Genomic DNA, 21609 nt, shown 5'->3' on the forward strand with positions numbered 1-21609 from the left:
ACAGTGATCTTCGAACGATGCAACGCAGCGTCGAGAAGGAGATCAGGTGACAACGACACAGCCGGTCAACGGCGACAGTGCCCGTCCGGGCCGCGGAGGTGAGCGACGCGTCGTCGCCAACGTGCTGCGCGGCTCCATCGGCAACCTCGTCGAGTGGTACGACTGGTACGTCTACGCGGCGTTCAGCGTCTACTTCGCCAAGACGTTCTTCCCCAAGGGCGACTCCACCGCCCAATTGCTGTCCACCGCCGCGGTTTTCGCCGTCGGCTTCCTGATGCGCCCGATCGGCGGCTGGCTGCTGGGCCGCTACGCCGACCGCTTCGGCCGCCGCGCCGCCCTCACCCTGTCGGTCACCGTCATGGCCGCCGGGTCGCTGCTCATCGCGCTCACGCCGGGCTACCAGACCATCGGCCTGGCCGCCCCCGCCCTGCTGCTGATCGCCCGCCTCTTGCAGGGACTGTCGGTCGGCGGCGAATACGCCACCAGCGCCACCTACCTGTCCGAGGTCGCCTCCCAGGGCAAACGCGGGTTCTACTCCAGCTTCCAGTACGTCACCCTCGTCGGCGGACAGCTCGTCGCCCTCGCCGTCCAGATCGTGCTACAGCAATTCCTCACCAACGCCCAGCTCGACAGCTGGGGCTGGCGGATCCCGTTCGTCATCGGCGCCGCCGGCGCCATCATCGTCATGATCCTGCGCCGCGGCATGGACGAATCGGCCGCCTTCCGCGCCGAGGCCGGACAGACCCCGCAGGTCAACACCGTCGGCGCCCCCGCCGAACCGGTCTCCGGCAATCGCGGATCCCTGCGCGTGCTGCTGCAGTACCCCCGCGAATGCCTGCTCGTCGTCGGCCTCACCCTCGGCGGCACGATCGCGTTCTACACCTACACCACCTACATGCAGAAATACATGATCAACACCTCGGGCATCGACAAGTCCACGGTGGCCTGGATCAACTTCCTCGCCCTGCTCGTGTTCGTGGTGCTGCAGCCGCTGGCCGGGGCCCTGTCCGACCGCATCGGCCGCCGCAAACTGCTGATCTTCTTCGGCGTCGCCGGCACCCTGGGCACCGTGCCGATCATGACCGTCCTCGGCCACACCACCAACCCGGTCGCCGCCTGGGCCCTCATGATGGCCGCACTGATCATTATCACCGGCTACACCTCGATCAACGCCATCGTGAAGGCCGAACTGTTCCCGACCAAGGTCCGCGCCCTCGGCGTCGGCCTGCCCTACGCGCTGACCGCCGCCATCTTCGGCGGCACCGCCGAATCCCTCGCGCTGTGGCTGAAGAAGGCCGGCCACGAATCGGTGTTCTTCTGGTACGTGTCGGCCACCATCCTCATCTCCCTGTCCACCTACTGGTTCATGCGCGAAACCTCCGACGGCTCACCCATCGACGCGGACGAGAGCGCCGCGGAGGTGGAGCAGGTACCGACACGACGCTGAGCGCGACGGCGCGCCGGAGTCGATGAGGGGTTCCGGCGCGCTATGGACAAGAGCCCTCGGCGCCCGAGGCGCTATCGACAACCGTCCGACGTCCGGGGCGTTATCGACAACTTTCCGGCGTCCGGGGCGCTATCGACAATTTTCCGGCGTGCTTTTGGCCGGAATCGCTCAGTGCTGGAGAATCACATGGTGCGATTGGCAGTGGTCGAGGACGACGACGGGGTCGGCGACGCCCTGGTGGAGGCGCTCGCGGTGCGCGGCCACGACGCCCGGCGCATGCGCCGCGGCGCCGACCTGCTCACCGCCCACCGCGGCTATGACGCCGTCATCCTCGACCTCGGCCTGCCCGACGCCGACGGCCTGCAGGTGCTGCGCCAGCTCCGCGAGGTCAGCTCCGTCCCCGTCGTCATCCTCACCGCCCGCAGCGACGAACGGTCCATCGTGCGCGGGCTGCGCGGCGGCGCCGACGACTACGTCGTCAAACCACCCCGCATCGCCGAACTGCTGGCCCGCATCGACAACATCACCCGCCGCGCCGCCGCGGCCACCGACCCCCCGTCTCCGGTGATCACCACCGGCGACGTCCGCGTCGACCTGGCCGCCCACCGCGTCGAGGTCGGCGGCCAACCGATCTCGTTGACCGCCAAGGAATTCGAACTCGTCCAGGCGCTGGTCGAACGCCCCGGCGCCGCCGTCAGCCGCCAGCAACTGATGGACCGCATCTGGGGTGACGCCTTCGTCGCGGTCTCCCGCAGCCTCGACGTGCACATGACCGGACTGCGCCAGAAACTCGACCGGCCCGGCCTCATCACCACCATCCGCGGCTACGGCTACCGCTGGGGCGAGTGAACCGATGCGGCGACGCGTACTCGCGGCCCTGACCGTCTTCGCCACCATCGCGGTGCTCGCCTTCGCCGTCCCGCTGTGCCTCACCGCCGCCACCAGCCGCACCCAGCAACTGGTCCTCGGCCGCACCGGCGACGCCGACTGGTTCGCCACCCTCGCCGACGCCGCCACCACCACCGGCGACAACCGCGCCCTCGCCCTCGAGGTCGGCCGCTACCGCGAGCTGTACGGCGAAAGCGTCCTGGTCGTCGACGCCCGCGGCGCCACCCTCGCCAATGCCGGCGTCGACGCCACCAGTCCCGCCGTCGTCGCGGCCCTCGCCGCCGCCCGCCGCAACCAACGGCCCGCCCCGGTCGGACAGCTCATGCCGTGGAGCCCGGCCACCGTCCTCATCGCCCGCCCCGTCGGCACCGGCGTCCAGGTCAACGGCGCCGTCCTCATCCAGGCGGCCACCGACCGCGCCCGCGCCGACATCCTGCGCACCTGGGGCATCGCCGCCGCCGGCGCCCTCGCCGCGATGGCCGTATTCACCGCGCTCGCACTGGTGCTGTCGCGCTGGGTGCTGCGACCGCTGGCCGACCTGTCCGACGCCGTCGCCAACCTCACCGCCACGCTCCCCAAACCCCGCACCGACACCGGCGACGACACCCACGGCCCCACCATGACCCGCCGCCACGGCGGCCCACCCGAGATCCGCGCCGTCGCCGAATCCTTCGACGCCATGGCCCTGGCCGTCGCCGACTCCACCGAGGCCCAGCGCCAACTCGTCGCCGACACCGCCCACGCCATGCGCAACCCACTGGCCGCCTTGACGATTCGCCTCGACTCGCTGGAACCGGCCATCCCCGAACGCGCCGCCGCCACCTTCCGCGGCGCCACCGCGGAACTGGAGCGGCTCACCGGACTGCTCGACGGCCTGCTCACCCTCGCCGTCGCCGAGGGCACCGACTTCGACCCGGCAGGCACCCCCGCACCCGCCACCTGCGATGCCGTCCAGGTCGCGCAGGACCGCGCCGACGCCTGGCACAGCGCCTTCGAACACGCCGGACTCACGCTCACCACCGACACCGGCACCGAACGCCTCGACGCCGCTATCGACGCCGACGTCCTCGCTCAGATACTCGATGTGGCGCTGAGCAATTCGTGTCGCTACGCCGGAACCGGCGCCCACACCCGGCTGCTCGCCGCCGCCACCGACCGCGCCGTCACGCTCACCGTCACCGACGACGGCGTCGGCGTGCCCGCCGCCGAACTGCACCGCCTCACCACCCGGTTCTTCCGCGGCTCCACCGCCGCGGCCGGCGGCTCCGGACTCGGCCTGCCGATCGCCGCCGCACTGGTCAACGCCCGCGGCGGCAGCCTCACCATCGAATCGGTGCACCCGCACGGGCTGTCGGTCACCATCACCCTGCCGACGGCGGCCCTGCGATGAACCGGCGCGGATTCCTGTGTGCGGCAGGCGCAGTCGCCGCCGGGGCGCTGGCCGCCGGGTGCGGCGACGGCGGTCCGCCCACCGTGCGCCTGGCCGCCGGTGAGGTCGGCGGCTTCTATCACGCCTTCGCCACACAGCTGGCCGCCACCGCCGCCGAGGCGGGAACCGTCCATATCGAACCGGTCAGCACCAGCGGGTCGTTCGCCAACCTGGCCATGCTCGACCGCGGCGCCGCCGACGCCGCACTCGCCCTTGCCGATTCGATCGAAGCCGACCCGGGCATCGACCGGCTGTACGCGCTCGGCCGCGTCTACGAGAACTACATCCAGCTCGTCGTCCGCGAATCCAGCACCGTGCGCACCGCGGCCGACCTCCGCGGCACCCGTGTCAGCCTCGGCGCGCCCGGATCCGGGGCCACCTTCACCGGCGAAAGACTGCTGCGCGCAGCCGGGCTCGACCCCGCCTCCGACGTCAGCGTCACCCACCTGCCGCTGCAGGGCGCCGTCACCACCCTCACCGACGGCGTCATCGATGCGCTGCTGTGGGCCGGAGGCGTCCCGACTCCCATCTTCGACATCCCGCACACCCTGCGGCTGATCGATCTGGGTGACCTCGCCCAGCCCATGCGCGACCGCTTCGGCTACCTCTACGACCGGGTTGTCATCCCCGCCGACGCCTATCCCGGGACGCCCGCGGTGCGCACCATCGGCGTCGCCAACCTGCTCGTCACCACCCGCACGCTGCCCGCCGACGCCGCGGCCGCACTCACCGAACTGCTGATCACCCGCGCCGACCGCCTGGTGCCCAGCGAGGCCGCCGGCACGCAGTTCCTCGACGCGCGCTCACTGATCGGCACGGACGGGCTGGCCCTGCATCCCGGCGCGGCGACCGTCTACCGGCGCCGTCACGGGTGAATCCGGCCGAGATGCCCACGGAGGCAAGATAGTTCACGTTATCGGCGCATACGGGAACCCATCCATAAAACGTCACTGTGACGAATTGAACGGCCGGGGAAGGGGGCCAGGGGAGGGGAGAGCGGCCACCCGCCGCACACCTCCAAAGTTGCGCAACAACGGTGCGCTCGTGTGGGATCAGAAGGCCGACCCCCGCGTCGGCGCTGCAGTACCGGGGAAGGAACCGACACCACATGCGCCCACTGGGATCCGACGATCCGACCACCATCGGCCCGTACCGGATACTCGGCATCCTCGGCAGCGGCGGCATGGGACGCGTCTACCTCGGACGCACCGCCGGCGGCCGCACCGTCGCCGTCAAAGTCGTGCGCCCGGACCTCGCCGGGAACCCCGAATTCCGCACCCGCTTCCGCCGCGAGGTCACCGCCGCCCGCCGCGTCGCCGGCCCCTACACCGTGCCGGTCCTCGACGCCGACGTCGACAGCTACCGCCCCTGGCTCGCCACCGGATTCGTCTCCGGCCTCTCGCTCACCGACGCCGTCGACGGCTACGGCCCCCTGCCCGAAGCCTCGCTGCTCACCCTCGCCACCGGACTCGCCCACGCCCTCACCGACATCCACGCGACCGGGCTGATCCACCGCGACCTCAAACCCTCCAATGTCCTGCTCGCCGTGGACGGCCCACGCGTCATCGACTTCGGCATCGCCCGCGCCGTCGAGGACACCGCGCTCACCACCACCGGCCAGCTCATCGGATCCCCGGGCTACATGTGCCCCGAACAGATCACCGGCGACGCACCGGTCGGCCCACCCGGCGACGTCTTCGCCCTCGGCGGCATCCTCGTCTTCGCGGCCACCGGCAACGCACCCTTCGGCAACGGCGACTCCATCCCCATGCTGTGGCGCGTGGTCCAGCAGGAACCCCGCCTCGACGGCGTCCCCGACAGCCTCCGCCCCCTCATCGCGGCCTGCCTCGCCAAAACCCCCGAATCCCGCCCCACCCCAGCCCAACTCGTCCAGCAACTCGCCCCCTTCGGCCACCCCGACACCCGCGGCTGGCTCCCCGGCCCCATCCTCGAGGACATCAGCCGCCGCGCCATAGCCCTCCTCGACCTCGAGGCCACCGCCCTTCCCACCGACGCCACCCCGCCGCCACAACCGGAAACCGGCCACGCCGCCGCCACACGGCCACCGACGACCGTGACATCGTCACCGTCGTACAACCCTGCGGGCCAAGCACATCCGCCGCCCCACCCCGGCACCACCATCCTGCGCGACGCCCCCGTCCAGCCGATGCCCCCACACCGGACCAAACGCGCCACGCTCATCGTCGCAGCCATCGCGACAATGCTCGTCGCCGCCACGATCGGCGGGATCGTCGCCTACAACACCGCCTCCGGCAGAGGCGGCGACTCCGCCGCCGCGGACCCGTCCTCGGGTGCCGAGACCTCGCGCACGAAGACCTCCGGGGCCAAACCCTCGCGTTCCGAGTCCTCCGGCGCGGGCGCAACCTCGGGCGCCGCATCATCGGCCACGATGCCGCGCGACTACGTGGGCACCTGGAAGGGCACCGCCACCGACGGGATCGCGACGTTCGACATCGTCGTCACCCTCAAGGCCGGAAAGGTCGGGGAGGAAGTCGGATCGGCCACCAACACCGGAAACACCAGCCACATGACCTGTAAGCGCGCGGAGACACTGACCGCCGTCGACTCGTCCGGCATCACACTGCGCGCACGACTCACCAGAGGCGACACCACACCGGGTATCGGCTGCGACGACGACGGCAAGACCTCGACCCTGAAACGCCACGACGACGGCACGGCCACCTACAGCATGAACGGCCGTTTCGGCGATATCAGCGGCACCGTGCGCCGCCAATGAGCCTCACACCACGAGTTCGAAGATATCTCCGTTGCTGACGTGGTCGTAGAGTGCCTTGGCGCCGTCGGGGGTCATTCGGATACAGCCGTGGGACTGTTCCTCGATGGGGCCGATATGGGTGGCGATATCACCATTGAAGAAGACGGCCCAGCGCATTTCGGCGTGGTGCATCGTGCTCCAGTGATATTCCTTCTTGAATGCCGCGCGGAAGACGCCCGGGGGAGTCTCGTACCCCGGCCTGCCGTGCGAAATCGGGGTCGGGCCGTACACCACCTTGCCGTCACCGTCGAGCAGCCAGGCCTCGTTGGTCGACAGCCGCATGCACACCCTCGCGCCTTCTTTGGTGCACGGGGCCAGCACCGGCGCGGGCGGAACGATCGCGGGCATGCCCGGGATGGCGGGTGTCCCGAAATCCGGCCCACCCGGCCACAGCGGTTCCGCCGCCGCCGGTCCCGCAATGAACAACCCCGCCGACGCCACACCCATACAGACGGCCGACCGGACCGTCCAACCCAGGTAACGCTTGCCGCTCATCGAGCCACCGACCTCTCTAGCCTCGCCCGCCGCGATGGCGGGTGACAGGACCGTCTCGAGCATCAGGACAAACCGGAGATATCAATAGTAATCCGCTACTGTTCGCCCGGGAATGCAAACGAGGCCGCTCCACCACGATATTCGCCGCGGAAACCATATTTCCGAGGTCGCGGCCCACTAACTGTTGACTTTCCACAGTTCGTCACATGTCCCTATTTCGTCACTGTGACGAATTAAGGCGGGTCCGCTTGGACGGCAAGGGGACCGGCGATAGGTGACAAAAAGTCCGGTCGGAATGTTTTCGCCCAAAAGGCCGGATGGCCGGAAAATCTTCTCGGACGGTGTGCCGACCAATACGAGCCGGAGAATCCGCCGCACAGGTGCGCGGCGAACCGAAGCCGAGGGGCTGCGGTCAGCATGGCGGGAATCCTCAAACACGTTGCAACGCAGCACACTTGCCGCTCCCGGCCCATCCCGTTGTTGCGCCGATAATCTACATTATGTCAAGTAACGCTGGCCCATCGCGTCAGGCGAATCACCACATCACGGGCGAATCTCCGTGCGACCGATCCGTCGAACGGTGTGCGAAAAGTTTGCGAAGATACCGGCATGGCCGACGATTCGGAGCGTGTGCGTTCGATCACCAGCGTTGAATTGCTCGCCGAATTCGCCGCCGGACGCGGCCTCACCCCGGATTCGCTGCTACGCGGCACCGGTATCGACGTAGCCGATCTCGCCGACCCGGCCAATGAGATCACCGTAGCTCAGGAAATCGCCGTGACCTGCAATCTCGTCTCGTTCATCGGCGGCGAGCCGGGTTTGGGGCTGCTCTCGGGGATGCTGTGTCATCCATCGAGCCTCGGGGTCTGGGGCTTCGCGCTGAGCACCTGCCCCACCCTGGGGCACGCGCTCGAGATCGGCGTGCGATACGTGGATCTGTCGTTCACCCTCGCCCACTGCTATCTGGAGACGGAGTCGACACAGACCCGGCTCGTCCACGACAGCCGCGGCTTGCCGCCCACCATCAGGCAGTTCACCGTCGAGCGGGATTTCGCCGCCATCGGAACGATCCAGCAGGATCTGCTGCCCATGCGGCTGCCCGCCCTGCGCCTGGAATTGGAGCTGCCCGAACACCCGGCCTACGAGGCGTTCGCCGCCGTGCTGGGAGTTACCGATATCGCCTTCGGCAGCCCGCAGTCGATCCTGACGATGCAGAAGACCGCGTTGGAACTGCCGCTCCCCCAGGCGAATGCGTCGACCACACGGCATTTCGAGCAGCAGTGCGCCGACTTGATCCAGCAGCGCCGGGCCCGTCACGGGCTCAGTGGACAGGTGCGGGAACTGCTGATCCGGCACGCCGGGGCGGTCGATCAGGCCGATATCGCGGCCGATCTCGCGATCAGCGTGCGGACGCTGCGACGGCGACTGGCCGAGGAGGGCACCAGCTTTCGCAAGCTGCGCTGCGAGACCACCGGACTGCTTGCCGAGGAGTTGCTCGCGGCGGGACTGACCGTGGACAGCGTGGCCGAACGCCTCGGATACTGCAGTGTCTCCGCGTTCACTGCGGCGTTCCGGACGTGGAAGGGGCAGTCTCCCGGGCATTTCGCTCGCCGCCATCGAGAGCGGTGAACGCGCAGAGAGGTTTCTCCGAACCGCCCCGCACCGAGACTGGAATGAGTCATACTTCGGAACGTGTCCACCACGTCGGACTTCGAACGCATGCTGCGTGACGCCGCGCTGCGCGTGACGGCGCCGCGCATGGCGGTGCTGACCGTGGTGCACGAGAACCCCCACTCCGATACCGATTCGATCATCGACCGCGTCCGCCGAACCCTCGGCACGGTCTCCCATCAGGCCGTGTACGACGTGCTGCGGGCGCTGACCGCCGCGGGGCTGCTCCGGCGCATCCAGCCGATGGGGTCGGTCGCCCGCTACGAAACCCGCGTCGGCGACAACCACCACCACGTCGTGTGCCGCTCGTGCGGTGTCATCGCCGACGTCGACTGTGCCGTCGGCGAGGCACCCTGCCTGGCCGCATCCGACGACAACGGTTTCGTCCTCGACGAGGCCGAGGTCATCTACTGGGGCCTGTGCCCCGACTGCTCCGCGGTGCAGACCACACACCAGTGATCACAGCCCGATTCACTCCCCTCTCCGGAAAGGAAATGACGTGCCACAGGAACATCCGCCCATCGGCGAGGCCAATACGGAACCGGCCGAAAACGGTTGCCCCGTCATGAATGGTCGCCTCAAGTACCCCACCGAGGGCGGCAGCAACCGTGACTGGTGGCCGAACCAGCTCAACCTGAAGATCCTGCAGAAGAACCCGGACGTGGCCAACCCCATGGACGAGGACTTCGACTACGCCGCCGAGGTGCGCAACCTCGACGTGGACGCGGTGCGCCGCGATCTCGTGGAGGTCATGCGGACCTCGCAGGACTGGTGGCCCGCCGACTACGGTCACTACGGCCCGCTGTTCATTCGCATGTCCTGGCATGCCGCGGGCACCTACCGCGTCAACGACGGCCGAGGCGGAGCCGGTGCGGGGATGCAGCGGTTCGCGCCGCTCAACAGCTGGCCCGACAACGCCAGCCTGGACAAGGCCCGCCGCCTGCTGTGGCCGGTGAAGAAGAAGTACGGCAAGCAGCTGTCCTGGGCCGACCTGCTCGTCTTCGCGGGCAATGTGGCGCTGGAGGACATGGGATTCAAGACCTACGGGTTCGCGTTCGGCCGTGTCGACCAGTGGGAGCCCGAGGAGGACGTCTACTGGGGCCCGGAGCACGTGTGGCTCGACGACGAGCGCTACACCGGTCAGCGCGATCTGGAGAACCCGCTCGCGGCGGTCCAGATGGGTCTGATCTACGTGAATCCGGAGGGCCCCAACGGCAATCCGGATCCCCTGGCCGCGGCGGTCGATATCCGTGAGACGTTCGGCCGTATGGCCATGAACGATGTCGAGACCGCGGCGCTGATCGTCGGCGGCCACACCTTCGGCAAGACGCACGGCAACGGCGACGCCGAGCTGGTCGGCCCGGAGCCGGAGGCCGCTCCGCTCGAGGAGCAGGGGCTGGGCTGGCGCAGCGCGAACGGTACCGGTGTCGGCGGCGACGCGATCACCAGTGGCCTGGAGGGTACCTGGACGCCCACCCCGACCACGTGGGACAACAGTTTCCTGGAGACGCTCTACGGCTACGAGTGGGAGAAGACCAAGAGCCCGGCCGGGGCGTGGCAGTACATTCCGAAGGATGGCGCCGGTGCGGGCACGGTGGCCGATGCGCACGATCCGGACAAGAGCCATCCCCCGGTGATGCTGACGACGGATCTGTCGATGCGGGTGGATCCGATCTACGAGCAAATCACCCGGCGCTGGTTGGAGCATCCGGAGGAGCTCGCCGACGAGTTCGCCAAGGCGTGGTACAAGCTGATCCACCGCGATATGGGTCCGAAGGTGCTCTATCTCGGTCCGCTGGTTCCGGAGCAGACGCTGCTGTGGCAGGATCCGATTCCGCCGTCGACTCACGCGGTGATCGGCGCCGCCGAGATCGCGGAGCTGAAGCGGCAGATTCTGGCGTCGGAACTGACTGTGCCGCAGCTTGTTTCGACCGCGTGGGCGGCGGCGTCGTCGTTCCGTGGCAGCGATAAGCGCGGTGGCGCCAACGGTGGCCGTATCCGCCTGCAGCCGCAGTTGGGTTGGGAGGTCAACGAGCCCGATGAGCTCGCGCAGGTGGTGCGGGTGCTGGAGGGTATTCAGGAGTCGTTCAACGGCGCGCAGACCGGTGATACGCGGGTGTCGTTCGCCGATCTCGTGGTGCTGGGTGGTGTGGCGGCGGTCGAGCAGGCCGCGAAGAGCGCCGGGCACGATATCGAGGTGCCGTTCACGCCGGGGCGGACCGATGCGGCGCAGGATCTGACGGATGTGGAGTCGTTCTCCTATCTGGAGCCGACGGCCGACGGGTTCCGTAATTATCTCGGCAAGGGGCATCGTCTTCCGGCGGAGTATCTGCTGGTCGATCGGGCGAATCTGCTGACGCTCAGCGCGCCGGAGATGACGGTGCTGGTCGGTGGCCTGCGGGTGCTGGGTGCGAACTACAAGCAGTCGCCGGTGGGCGTGTTCACCTCCTCCCCCGGGTCGCTGACGAACGATTTCTTCGTGAATCTGCTCGATATGGGTACGAAGTGGGAGCCGTCGCCCGCCGATGACGGCACCTATGTCGGGACCGACAGGGCGACCGGTGCCACCAAGTGGACCGGCAGCCGCGCGGATCTGGTCTTCGGGTCGAATTCGCAGCTGCGGGCGCTGGCGGAGGTGTATGCGACCGACGATGCGAAGGAGAAGTTCGTTCGTGACTTCGTCGCCGCGTGGGACAAGGTGATGAACCTGGATCGGTTCGACGTGGCCTGATCGCGGTGCGACCGGCTCGCGGGCCGGTCGTGGACAGCGCGGGTGGCGCCCGGCGGCTGCTGTGCGGTCGCCGGGCGCTCGGTCTCTCCGCGTAGCCTGACGCTATGCCTGTCGACCACGGTGATCCCGGCGATGCGCCCTCGGCGCCGCCGCCGCTGCAGCCGGTGACGAATTCCGCTCGCCCTTCGCCTGCCGAGGAGGCGAGAACCGTTGCCGCGGCGGTGAATACCGCGACGCTGGCGTCGCTGACCGTCGAGGGTGATCCGTGGGCGTCGTTCGTCACCTACGGTCTGCTGGACGGGCAGCCGGTGTTGTGTGTGTCGAATCTTGCCGAGCACGGCCGTAATCTGGCTCATGATCGTCGTGCCAGTCTCGCCGTCGTGGCGCCGCATGCTCCGGCCGATCCGCTGGCGGGTGCGCGGGTGACGTTGTCGGGTGCGGTCGAGGTGCCCACCGGAGACGAGGCGGCTGCCGCGCGGGAAGCTCATCTGTCGGCGGTGCCGTCGTCGAAGTACTACATCGATTTCAGCGATTTCACGCTGTGGGTGCTCCGGGTGCGGTGGGTCGGCGGCTATGGCCGGATGGATTCGGCGTCGGGCGAGGACTATGCCGCGGCCGCTGCCGATCCTGTCGTTCCGGTCGCGCAGCGGGCGGTTTCGCATCTCAACGACGATCACGGCGATGCGTTGCTCGATATGACCCGGGCGTTCGGCGGTTATCCCGATGCCACGGGCGCGGTGTGCGAGCGGGCCGACCGCTACGGCCTGGATTTGCGGGTGACGACGCCTCGCGGTGTCGCCGTCACCCGGGTGGGTTACTTCTCTCCTATTGATTCTGCCGCTGATTTGCGTTCTGCCACAGTAGAATTGGCTCGCCGCGCGCGGGCGAGCTGAGTTCGGGCGGGCCGGTGTCGGTGGCTCGGTGGTGCCCCGAATGTCGCGATGACAACCACTGCGGTGCCGGGGCGGGACTTTCGGCCCTGACGGCCGGCCGCGGTGGTTTCTATCGTTGATCGGAGTGCTCGGCCGATCAGTCGCAGGAGGGACCCATGACGGCTCTGGGGTTCGAGCTCGAGTCGATTCGCGCGGAGATCGACGGCACCGTACTCGCTCCGGGCGATGCGGGCTTCGAGCAGGCGCGGCAGGTGTGGAACGGCGATATCCGGCGCATGCCGTCGGCGATCGTGCGGCCATCGTCGGCGCGGGATGTGGCGGCGTGTGTGCGGCGTCTCGTCGCTTCGAGCACCGATTTCACCGTACGTGGTGGCGGGCACAACTATGCGGGGCACGCGGTCGCCGACGGGGCGGTGATGATCGACCTGTCGATGCTGAATTTCGTTGTCGTCGACCCCGATTCGCAACGGGCGCGCTGCGGTGGCGGCGCGACGTGGGCGCAGCTGGATTCCGCGACGCAGGTGCATGCGCTCGCGGTGACGGGGGGTTTCATCAGCGATACCGGCGTGGGCGGGCTGACGCTCGGCGGCGGGTTGGGCTGGCTGACGCGGCGAGCCGGATTGTCCTGTGACAACCTGGTTTCCGCCGAGGTGGTGACCGCCGCCGGGGAGGTCGTGCGGGCGTCGGCGGATGTCAATCCCGACCTGCACTGGGCGTTGTGCGGTGGCGGCGGCAATTTCGGGATCGTGACGGAGTTCGAGTTCGGGTTGCACGAGGTGCCGCCGATCGTGCACCTGACCCTGCTGTTCTGGACTCCGGACCGGGCGGTGGCGGGGTTGGCGGCGGTGCGGGAGATGATGCCGCGGCTCCCCCGTTCCTTCGGTGTCGCGCTGTTCGGGTTGTCGGCGCCGCCGGAGCCGTTCGTGCCGGAGCGGTATCGGGGGCAGCCGGGCTGTGCGGTGGGGATCGTCGGGTGGGGCGAGGCGCAGGAGTTGGCGGACGCGGTCGCGCCGCTGCGGGAGCTGGCTCCCGAACCGGCGTGGGAGCTGGTGACGCCGATTCCCTATCTGGCGTTGCAGCAGATGTTCGATTCTGCCGCGCCGTGGGGGTTGCGGTCGTATGAGAAGTCGCTGTATGTCGACGAACTCGGCGACGGCGTGCTCGAGGCGATCGTGGAGGCGTTGCCGCGCAAGGGTTCTCCCTTGACGATCGTGCCGTTCTTCCCGCTCGACGGCGCCTACAGCGAGGTGCCCGATCACGCGACGGCGTTCGCCGGGTCGCGCACGGCCTGCTGGGCGATCAATATTTCCGCCGCCTGTCCCGATCCGGGATTGTTCGACGCCGAGCGTGCGTGGGTCCGGGATCTGTGGGATGTGCTGCGGGTGCATGCCCGCGACGACGCCACGTATGTGAACTTCCTCGTCGAGGACGATCGCGACCGTATCCGGCATTCCTATGGCGGCAAGTACGAACGGCTCGCCGCGGTCAAGGCGGTGTGGGATCCGCGGAATGTCTTCCGCCACAACGTGAATATCCCGCCGGGCTGATCCCGGCCCGCGCTCACGCGAGGGAGCGGATCGCCTCGGTGACGGCGGCCAGTGCCATCAGCCGGACGACGTCGACGTGTGTGTCGATCTCGCCGGTGGCGGCGGCGATGAATCCGTCGCCGTCGAATCGGGTGTGCGGTGGGGTGAGGGCGCGCGAGAGGCCGTCGTGGGCGCCCTGGGCGACGATCCGGCAGGCGGCCTTGTCGAGGCGGGCGTTGGTGACGACGGCGCCGATGGTGGTGTGGGTGCGTGATCCGGCGAAGTCGAAGGGCTGGTTCAGCATGGCGACCGCGTCGAGGGCGACGTCGCCGGTGCCGTCGTCGATATCGCCGAACGCGTTGACGACGCAGACGGCGCCGACGACGAGATCTCCCAGGCGGCGTTGCGCGTACGCCAGTCCGCCGGGACGGCGGGCGTCGGGGCCGCGCCATTGCGAGGTGTGCGCACCGGTTCCGGCGCCGATTCGGCCGTGCACGACCTGTTCGCCCGACACTGCCTGGGCCGCCGCGTATCCCGCGGCGGCGGTGGGCCGGGCGGCGGGGTCGCCGGCGCTGAGGTCGAACAGGGCGAGGGTCGGGACGATCGGCACCTTGCCCGCCGGTGTCGGTACGCCGCGGTCGTGTTCCTCGAGGTAGCGCAGGACGCCGTCGGCGGCGCCGAGGCCGAAGGCCGAGCCGCCGGTGAGCAGGATGGCGTCGACGGTGACGACGGCCTTGTCGGGGGCCAGCGCGTCGAGTTCGCGCGAGGCCGGGGCGCCGCCGCGCACCTCACAGGAGGCCGTGGTGCCCTCCGGCAGGACCAGTACCGTGCAGCCGGTCTGCCCGTCGGTGTCGGTCCAGTGCCCGATGCGGACGCCCGTTATTCCGATGCTCACCCGAACTCCGTTCCCGCCCTTCGTCATCCGGGCAAGTCTCCGCCCGGCGTTCGGCCGGGTCGGCAGTCTTCCCGCGGTGACACCTCGGGGCGTCTTCGCCGAAACCTGCTCTGCGTCCCGATCATCCCATCGGCGGCCCGCGGCCCTGGACCGGGCTCAGCGGCCGCCGAGGACGATGTCCTGCGCCTGGTCCATCAGCCGGACGAGTTCGTCCGCGGACTTGTCGTCGAGCACCGTGAAGGCGGGTGCGATGAGCGTGTCGGTCAGCGCCTCGGCGGCCTCCCATCGCTGCCGGTGTGCGGGGGTGATCTCCTCGAACGGTTCCGGCCAGCCGAACAGTCGTGCCTGGTCGGGGCCGCTGTTGCGCGGTGAGCCGCTGATGAGTACGGCCTGCTGCGGGGTCAGGTCGTTCGCCCGCACGGCCAGTAGGTGCAGTCCCCCGCGCAGTTCCCGCAGTACGTGCACCAGTTGCAGGGCGCGGGCCGGTGCGTCGTCGGCGAGGGGCTGGGCGCGCCACCCGGCGAACAGCGGCGCCCCGGCCACGTCCGCGGCGTCGGCGACCGCCTGCAGCAGTTCGGCGAGGCGTCCGGCGTCGTCGAAGGCGCCCAGCTTGCGGCGTCCGAAGTCCTGGCAGGCCTCGAGGTATCCGGCGGCGGCCGCGGCGGCGGGCATGGAGACCGAATCCCAGGCGGCGCGCACGGTGTCGGGGCGGAAGAATCCGAAGGCGGCGGTGACGACGTCGGCGTCCACGTCGCCCAGGACGCCGCCGCGGCCTCGGGTGTAGGGGCCGATGAACCCTTCCGTCTCGGTCGCTGCCCCGAATTTCTTCGTCTCGCGGGAGAACATGAATCCCGCGCCGACCTGCTGAATCTGCGTTTTGACCGCGGCGGCGACCGACACCGGCCAACCCCTTTCTCCGAGAATGGAACTCGCCGGAGCATATCTCGCTATCGTCTACTGAGGCCAGAGCCGCAAACCACTTGCACGGCGGCCGCGGTTCGCCGGATGATGGCGTGGGATATTACGACCTCGAGTAACGGTATCGGCGAAGTGTCGATTACTCGCAGAGGGATCGAATATTCTCGGGGCCGGGCCCGGGAACAACCAGTTCGAAGCGAGCGACGGTGGATGACAACCTCGGCGCGACCGCACCCGACCCCGGTGCCGACCGCGCAACCGCGACGCAAACCGCGTTGACGAGCCTTGTCGCGCATTTCGCCGAGCAGTGGCAGTCCCACGGTCAGCCGCCCGATCTGTCGGCGCACCTGCCCGCCGAGCCCGCGCTGCGCCGCACCGCCCTCATCGAACTGATCAAGGTCGACCTGCACGAACGCTGGCAGCGCAGCGACGACGCGCTGCGCCTGGCCGATTACAGCGCCCAGTTCCCGGAGCTGGATGCCGCGCCGCTGCCGCCGGATCTGATCTACGAGGAGATCAGCGCCCGCAGCCGCCGCAGCGATATCGACCTCGGCGAATACGAGAACGACTTCCCCACCCAGATGGCCCGCATCACCGAGGGCTTCGACGTCGACGGCCTGCGCACCACCATGCTGGCCGATCCGACCGCCCTCGACGCCCTCGACACCATCAATCCGGGCGCCACCATCGACGATTTCGACCTGCTGCTGCCGCTCGGGCAGGGCGCGTTCGCGCGGGTGTTCCTCGCCCGCCAGCGATCCATGAGCCGCCTGGTCGCGGTGAAGATCTCGCACGACCGCGGCACCGAACCGCAAACCCTCGCCCAGCTCGATCACGACCATATCGTCCGCGTGTTCGACCAGCGCCAGATCACCGACCAGCATCTCAAGCTGATGTACATGCAGTACATTCCCGGCGGCACCCTGCTGGGGGTGTTGCGGATGCTGCGCCGCACTCCGCTGGAACGCCGCAGTGGCCGCCTGCTGCTGGAGGCGATCGACGCCGCGGCCACCACGGGTGGGGTGCTCGAACCGCAGCCGTCGGCCACTCGCGCCGAACTGGAGCGGCTGTCCTGGCCGGAGACCGTCGCCTGGCTCGGTGCCCGCCTCGCCACCGCCCTGGACTACGCCAATCACCGCGGCGTGCTGCACCGCGACATCAAACCCGCCAACGTCCTGCTCACCGCCGACGGACAGCCCAAGCTGGCCGACTTCAACATCAGCTTCAGCCGCCACCTGCCCGGCGCGAACCCGGTCGCCTATTTCGGCGGTTCGCTGCCCTATATGGCGCCCGAGCAGCTCGAGGCCTGCCATCCGCAATTGGCCACCACCGCAGGCGATCTCGACACCCGCAGCGACCTGTACGCGCTGGCGGTGATGCTGTGGGAACTACTCACCGGACGCATCCCGTTCGACGACGGCCACGGCGCGGGAGAGTCCGAACAGTCCCTGCACGCCATGATCGAGCGGCGCCGCCGCCCCGTCGACGCGAGCGCCGAGGCGGCGCTGCCGCCGGACTGCCCGGCCGTGCTGCGGCACGCGCTGCTCACCACCCTGGCGCCGGACCCCGCCGACCGGTATGCCACGGGCCGCGAGCTGGCTCACCAGCTCGAGCTCAGCCAGGACCGCGCCGCCCGCGACCTGGTCGACCCGCCCGAGCACAGCCTGCGCGCCCGGATGAAGATGCGCCCGATGCCGGTGGTGACGTTGTCGAGCCTGTTCGGGCAGTTGCTCGCCGGGCTGTACCTGGCCGTGCACAATATCCGCTTGATCCGCGGCGAGCTCGGCGCCGAGGCCGCCGCGCAGCTCATCCAGCTCGGCTTCGTCGTGATCGTCGTCGCCTATCCGGTGGCCATCGCCGTGCTGCTGTACTGGTGTCGTCTGGTGCTGCTGGTGCCCAACGGCCTGCGGCGCGGCCGCCACTTCGACGAGCAGACCCTGGCCAAGGCCCGTAACGACACCCTCGCCTGCGGTGACCGCATCGCGGTGGTCACCTTCGTGGGGTGGATGGCGGCGGGCGCGATCTTCCTGGCCAAGCTGTATTCTCTCGGCACACTCCCCCCGGGGCTGACGGCCCATCTGGTCGCCTCCAACCTCGTCGCCGCGGCGGTCGCCGTCGTCTACACCTACTTCCCCGTCACCTTTTTCATGTTGCGCTGGTACTACCCGGGGCTGGTCGCCGCGGGGCACACCACCGACGCCGATGTCACCCGGCTGCACCGCCTCATCCGGCGCAGCCGCGTGTATCTCGGTGTGGCGGCGTCGGTTCCGCTGATCGGGGTTCCCGCCGGGCTCGTATTCCTGTCGCCGCAACAGCAGCAGATGGTGATCGGCACCATCGTAGGCCTGTGTGTCGGTGGGCTTTTCGCGTTCGTCATCGCGCTGCGCACCTTCTACGCGCTGGAATCGGATCTGAACGCGCTGGACCGCGTCGTGGACCCGCACTCCCACGCGTGAGGGGTTCCTGTCGAATGACCAAGATCAGCTAGTCTTCCCCCGGTGCTAGGACATTCACATGCGACCAGTGGTGCGCTGGCTTGGGCGGGAGCCGCTGCCGTGCTACCACTTTCGGTTCTGACCTATCCCGTGCTCCAATACGGTGACCTCGACACCGTCGACCTGCTGATGGGCACCTTCCTCACCGCGGGCGCGGCCCTGCTGCCCGACGCCGATCACCCCAACGGGACCATTTCGCATGTGCTGGGGCCGATTACGCATACCGCCTGCCGGATCATCGCCGCGGTATCGGGCGGGCACCGCCACGCCACCCACTCGCTGGCGTTCGTCGTCGCGGCCGCGGTCGGCACCTGGGCCGGGGAGCACTGGATCGGCCGCTGGTTCACCCTCGGGCTCGTGTTCTTCCTGCTGGCGCTCGCGCTGCGGGCGCTGAACCTGTGCCCGCCCGGCGAAGGGTTCCGCTCCTACTTCAGCGTGACCGTGCTCGCGGTCGCGGGCACCTTCGCCATGGATCACTGGATCTCCGACAAACCCTCCTGGCTGCCGTTCTCCGTCGGCCTCGGCGCCCTGGCCCATCTGATCGGCGACTGCCTCACCGACCGCGGCTGCCGCCTGCTGTGGCCGCTGAAGCTGCGCACCAGCGTGCCGATCATCGACCGCACCGGCAACAGATTCGAAACCTGGGTGCTGTCACCACTTTTCGTGCTCGGCACCCTCGCCGTGCTGTGGTACATCGTCACCCACAAGCCCTGACCGCCCGGACGGTGGTCTAGGTTCTTTCCATCGAAGACGGAAGGGGTCGCGCATGGCGGATCGGGAAGAGCTCAGCTGGGAGTTGTTCGGCTCGGCGAGCCGGGAACTGGCCGAACAGGTCGCGGCGGACGGGTTCGAGCCGGACCTGATCCTGTCCATCGCGCGCGGCGGACTGTTCGTCGCCGGTGCGCTCGGTTACGCGCTGGACGTGAAGAACCTGCACGTGATGAACGTGGAGTTCTACACCGGCGTCGATCAGCGCCTCGACCTGCCGGTCATGCTGCCGCCCGTCCCCCAGGCCGTCGACCTCGCCGGGGCGCGGGTGCTCGTCGCCGACGATGTCGCCGACACCGGCGCGACGCTGAAGCTGGTCCGCGACTTCTGCGCGAACAAGGTCGCCGAGGTGCGGTGCGCGGTCATCTACCAGAAGCCGCGCTCGGAGGTCGACTGCGAATACGTGTGGAAAGCCACCGACCGCTGGATCAACTTCCCCTGGTCGGTGCTGCCGCCCGTGGTCTCGCGCGAGCCACACGTACTCGACGCGTAGGCGGCGCGGACAGCGGAGGCGGCGGTCCCCGGCGTGGGGATCCGCCGCCTCCGCGAGATGCGCTCAGGCCAGCTGAGCCGACAGGATGGTGATCGGCTCCACCGGCACATCCTGGTGGCCCGCACGCGAACCGGTGCGCACGCCGTCCATCGCGTCCACCACGGCGGTGCCGTCGACGACCTTCCCGAACACCGCGTACCCGAAGCCGTCCTGGCCCGGGTAGTTCAGGAAATCGTTGTTCGAGGTGTTGATGAAGAACTGGGCGCTCGCCGAATGCGGGTCCGAGGTGCGCGCCATGGCCACCGTGTACTTGTCGTTGCGCAGCCCGTTGTTCGCCTCGTTCTCCACCCGGTTCGGCGCCGGCTTCTGCTGCATGTCCGCGGTCATCCCGCCGCCCTGCACCATGAAGCTCGAGATCACCCGGTGGAAGATGGTCCCGTCGTAGTGACCGGCCTTGACGTAGTCGACGAAGTTCGCGACCGTCTTCGGCGCCTTGGTTTCGTCCAGCTCGAGCGTGATGTCCCCGGCTGAAGTGTTCAGCAGCACTTTGGTCATTCGGTCATCGTATGGGAGCCGCCCCCGCCCCGGGCGACCGACCGGGTCCCGGCCACCCGCTACGCCCCGCGGTCATCCGACCGGGCACGATCGAGGCATGTCACGCACCTTCGACGACCTCGTCACCGAGGCCGCGACCGCCTCCGTCGACGGCTGGGACTTCTCGTGGCTCGACGGCCGCGCCACCGAGCAGCGGCCCTCCTGGGGATATCAGCGCCTGATCAGCGACCGCCTCGCCACCGTCACCGCCGCCTTGGACATCCAGACCGGCGGCGGCGAGGTCCTCGCCGGCGCCGAGACATTCCCGCCCACCATGGCCGCCACCGAATCCTGGCCGCCCAACCTCGCCAAGGCGACCGCCCTGCTGCATCCGCGCGGCGCGGTCGTCGTCGCCGATCCCGACGAACCGCCACTGCCCTTCGCCGACAACGCCTTCGACCTCGTCACCAGCCGCCACCCGGCGACGATCTGGTGGAGCGAGATCCACCGCGTACTCGCCCCCGGCGGCACCTACCTCGCCCAGCACGTCGGTCCGGCAAGCGTGTTCGAACTCGTCGAATACTTCCTCGGCCCGCAGCCCGAGGCCCGGCGGCGCCGCGCCCCCGAGGCCGAACGCGCCGACGCCGAGGCCGCCGGGCTCCGCATCGCCGACCTGCGCACCGAACGACTGCCCATGCGGTTCGACGACATCGGCGCCGTCGTCTATTTCCTGCGCAAGGTCACCTGGATGGTCCCCGGCTTCACCGTCGACCGCTACCGTGACCGCCTCCGCGATCTGCACCAGCGGATCGAGGCCGAGGGCCCCTTCCTCGCCCACTCCACGCGCACCCTCGTCGAGGCCCGCAAACCCTCGCTGTAGCAACGATCTCTGCTGGGAACATCGTCCGGTCGGCCCGGAACGCCGCCATCACTTAGGCTGCGTCGAGTCGTTTTTCGAACAAAGGGAGTTGCACGCGATGGGCCAACCGTTCCAGCCCGGACCGCCGAACCAGCCGCCGCCGGGCCAGGGCTGGGGGCCGGGCGCGCCTGTCGGACAACCGGTTCCGGGCTATCCGGTCCCGCCGCGGACCGGCGGCGGCGCGGCCGGTCCCCTGGCGGCCGCCATGCTGGGTCTGTCCGCGATCCTGTACCTCGCCCGGCGGATCTGGTTCTACGCCGAATACAGCAAGCTGTTCTGGGGTGACCTGGATATCGTCCTCACGGTGCTGCTCGCCGTCGTCGGTGCCATCCTGCTGCTCACCGGCGGCAAGCCCATCGGCCGCCTGATCGCCGCGCTGAGCGCCGGAATGCTGCTGCTCGGCAACCTGGGCTACGTCCTCAACGCCATCGATCAGAGTTCCCGCAGCAGCAGCCTCAGCCCCTGGGACGACGGCGGCTGGCTGTCGATCCCCGCCCTGCTGGTCGTCCTGCTGGCGATCGTCGCGCTGATCATGATGGCGTCCTCGGACACCGGGCAGCCGTCCGCCGGTCGCCCGCAGCAACCGGTCGCTCCCCCGAACCCCTGGCCGCAACCCCCGATGGGCCAGGGCCAACCGCCCGCGGGCTATCCGGGTCAGCAGCCGCCACCCCAGTGGCCGCAGCAGTAACACCGAACCGGGAAGGCCGAGC

General features: G+C 69.2%; 19 protein-coding genes. 15 read left to right on the top strand and 4 right to left on the bottom strand.

The window, feature by feature from the left end; all coding sequences use genetic code 11:
• Positions 1–46: 46 nt before the first annotated feature.
• The 5 genes from NM1_RS22300 (at position 47) to NM1_RS44465 (ending at position 6522) form a co-directional block, all read left to right on the top strand.
• On the top strand, positions 47–1447 hold the full coding sequence (locus NM1_RS22300; RefSeq protein ID WP_068022990.1) for an MFS transporter: 1401 nt from the start codon (positions 47–49) through the stop codon (positions 1445–1447).
• Positions 1448–1636: 189 nt separating this feature from the next.
• Complete coding sequence (locus tag NM1_RS22305) at positions 1637–2296, top strand: response regulator transcription factor (RefSeq protein ID WP_068023211.1); 660 nt, start codon at positions 1637–1639, stop codon at positions 2294–2296.
• Between the two features lie 4 nt (positions 2297–2300).
• Positions 2301–3725, top strand: a complete 1425-nt coding sequence (locus NM1_RS22310) for a sensor histidine kinase (RefSeq protein WP_068022993.1) — start codon at positions 2301–2303, stop codon at positions 3723–3725.
• Positions 3722–4639 carry a TAXI family TRAP transporter solute-binding subunit gene (locus NM1_RS22315; RefSeq protein ID WP_068022996.1) on the top strand — a complete coding sequence of 306 codons (918 nt, stop codon included), beginning with the start codon at positions 3722–3724 and terminating at the stop codon, positions 4637–4639. Before NM1_RS22310 ends, NM1_RS22315 begins: the two co-directional genes overlap by 4 nt.
• A 233-nt stretch (positions 4640–4872) precedes the next feature.
• The gene (locus NM1_RS44465; protein WP_068022997.1) at positions 4873–6522 is read left to right on the top strand and encodes a serine/threonine-protein kinase; all 1650 of its coding nucleotides are present in this window, start codon (positions 4873–4875) and stop codon (positions 6520–6522) included.
• A gap of 3 nt (positions 6523–6525) precedes the next feature.
• On the opposite strand, the gene NM1_RS22325 is transcribed toward NM1_RS44465, so the two are convergent.
• Positions 6526–7119, bottom strand: coding sequence for a L,D-transpeptidase (locus NM1_RS22325; protein ID WP_246010660.1), 594 nt, complete (start codon positions 7117–7119; stop codon positions 6526–6528).
• A gap of 546 nt (positions 7120–7665) precedes the next feature.
• Here NM1_RS22325 and NM1_RS22330 point away from each other — a divergent pair.
• The 5 genes from NM1_RS22330 (at position 7666) to NM1_RS44470 (ending at position 13898) form a co-directional block, all read left to right on the top strand.
• Positions 7666–8685, top strand: coding sequence for an AraC family transcriptional regulator (locus NM1_RS22330; protein ID WP_068022999.1), 1020 nt, complete (start codon positions 7666–7668; stop codon positions 8683–8685).
• 63 nt (positions 8686–8748) lie between these two features.
• Positions 8749–9186, top strand: a complete 438-nt coding sequence (locus NM1_RS22335) for a Fur family transcriptional regulator (RefSeq protein WP_068023001.1) — start codon at positions 8749–8751, stop codon at positions 9184–9186.
• Between the two features lie 40 nt (positions 9187–9226).
• Complete coding sequence (gene katG, locus NM1_RS22340) at positions 9227–11458, top strand: catalase/peroxidase HPI (protein ID WP_068023003.1); 2232 nt, start codon at positions 9227–9229, stop codon at positions 11456–11458.
• 104 nt (positions 11459–11562) lie between these two features.
• Complete coding sequence (locus NM1_RS22345; RefSeq protein WP_068023005.1) at positions 11563–12351, top strand: HugZ family pyridoxamine 5'-phosphate oxidase; 789 nt, start codon at positions 11563–11565, stop codon at positions 12349–12351.
• A gap of 155 nt (positions 12352–12506) precedes the next feature.
• Positions 12507–13898 (top strand): FAD-binding oxidoreductase, encoded by a 1392-nt coding sequence (locus NM1_RS44470; protein ID WP_068023012.1) that lies wholly within the window; start codon positions 12507–12509, stop codon positions 13896–13898.
• 13 nt (positions 13899–13911) lie between these two features.
• Here the strand turns inward: NM1_RS44470 and NM1_RS22355 are convergent, their stop codons facing one another.
• Positions 13912–14772, bottom strand: coding sequence for a P1 family peptidase (locus NM1_RS22355; RefSeq protein WP_246010662.1), 861 nt, complete (start codon positions 14770–14772; stop codon positions 13912–13914).
• Positions 14773–14928: 156 nt separating this feature from the next.
• Complete coding sequence (locus NM1_RS22360; protein WP_068023014.1) at positions 14929–15672, bottom strand: SCO6745 family protein; 744 nt, start codon at positions 15670–15672, stop codon at positions 14929–14931.
• A gap of 224 nt (positions 15673–15896) precedes the next feature.
• Between NM1_RS22360 and NM1_RS22365 the strand changes: the two genes are divergently transcribed.
• The 3 genes from NM1_RS22365 to NM1_RS22375 are packed head-to-tail and all read left to right on the top strand — an operon-like array spanning position 15897 to position 19446.
• Positions 15897–18146 (top strand): serine/threonine-protein kinase, encoded by a 2250-nt coding sequence (locus tag NM1_RS22365; protein WP_068023015.1) that lies wholly within the window; start codon positions 15897–15899, stop codon positions 18144–18146.
• 42 nt (positions 18147–18188) lie between these two features.
• A complete protein-coding gene (locus tag NM1_RS22370) occupies positions 18189–18899 on the top strand; it encodes a metal-dependent hydrolase (protein WP_068023016.1) in 711 nt (236 codons plus the stop codon).
• A gap of 52 nt (positions 18900–18951) precedes the next feature.
• A complete protein-coding gene (locus tag NM1_RS22375; protein WP_068023018.1) occupies positions 18952–19446 on the top strand; it encodes a phosphoribosyltransferase in 495 nt (164 codons plus the stop codon).
• Between the two features lie 63 nt (positions 19447–19509).
• Here NM1_RS22375 and NM1_RS22380 read toward each other — a convergent pair whose 3' ends face one another.
• Positions 19510–20001, bottom strand: a complete 492-nt coding sequence (locus tag NM1_RS22380) for a peptidylprolyl isomerase (RefSeq protein ID WP_068023019.1) — start codon at positions 19999–20001, stop codon at positions 19510–19512.
• A 97-nt stretch (positions 20002–20098) separates the two neighbouring features.
• Here NM1_RS22380 and NM1_RS22385 point away from each other — a divergent pair, with 97 nt between their 5' ends.
• Together NM1_RS22385 and NM1_RS22390 are read left to right on the top strand one after the other, a co-directional pair.
• On the top strand, positions 20099–20860 hold the full coding sequence (locus NM1_RS22385; RefSeq protein WP_068023021.1) for a class I SAM-dependent methyltransferase: 762 nt from the start codon (positions 20099–20101) through the stop codon (positions 20858–20860).
• A gap of 97 nt (positions 20861–20957) precedes the next feature.
• Positions 20958–21587 (top strand): hypothetical protein, encoded by a 630-nt coding sequence (locus NM1_RS22390; protein WP_068023023.1) that lies wholly within the window; start codon positions 20958–20960, stop codon positions 21585–21587.
• Positions 21588–21609 lie beyond the last annotated feature (22 nt).

This window comes from Nocardia mexicana NBRC 108244 (assembly GCF_001613165.1).
In the GTDB taxonomy this organism is placed as follows: domain Bacteria; phylum Actinomycetota; class Actinomycetes; order Mycobacteriales; family Mycobacteriaceae; genus Nocardia; species Nocardia mexicana.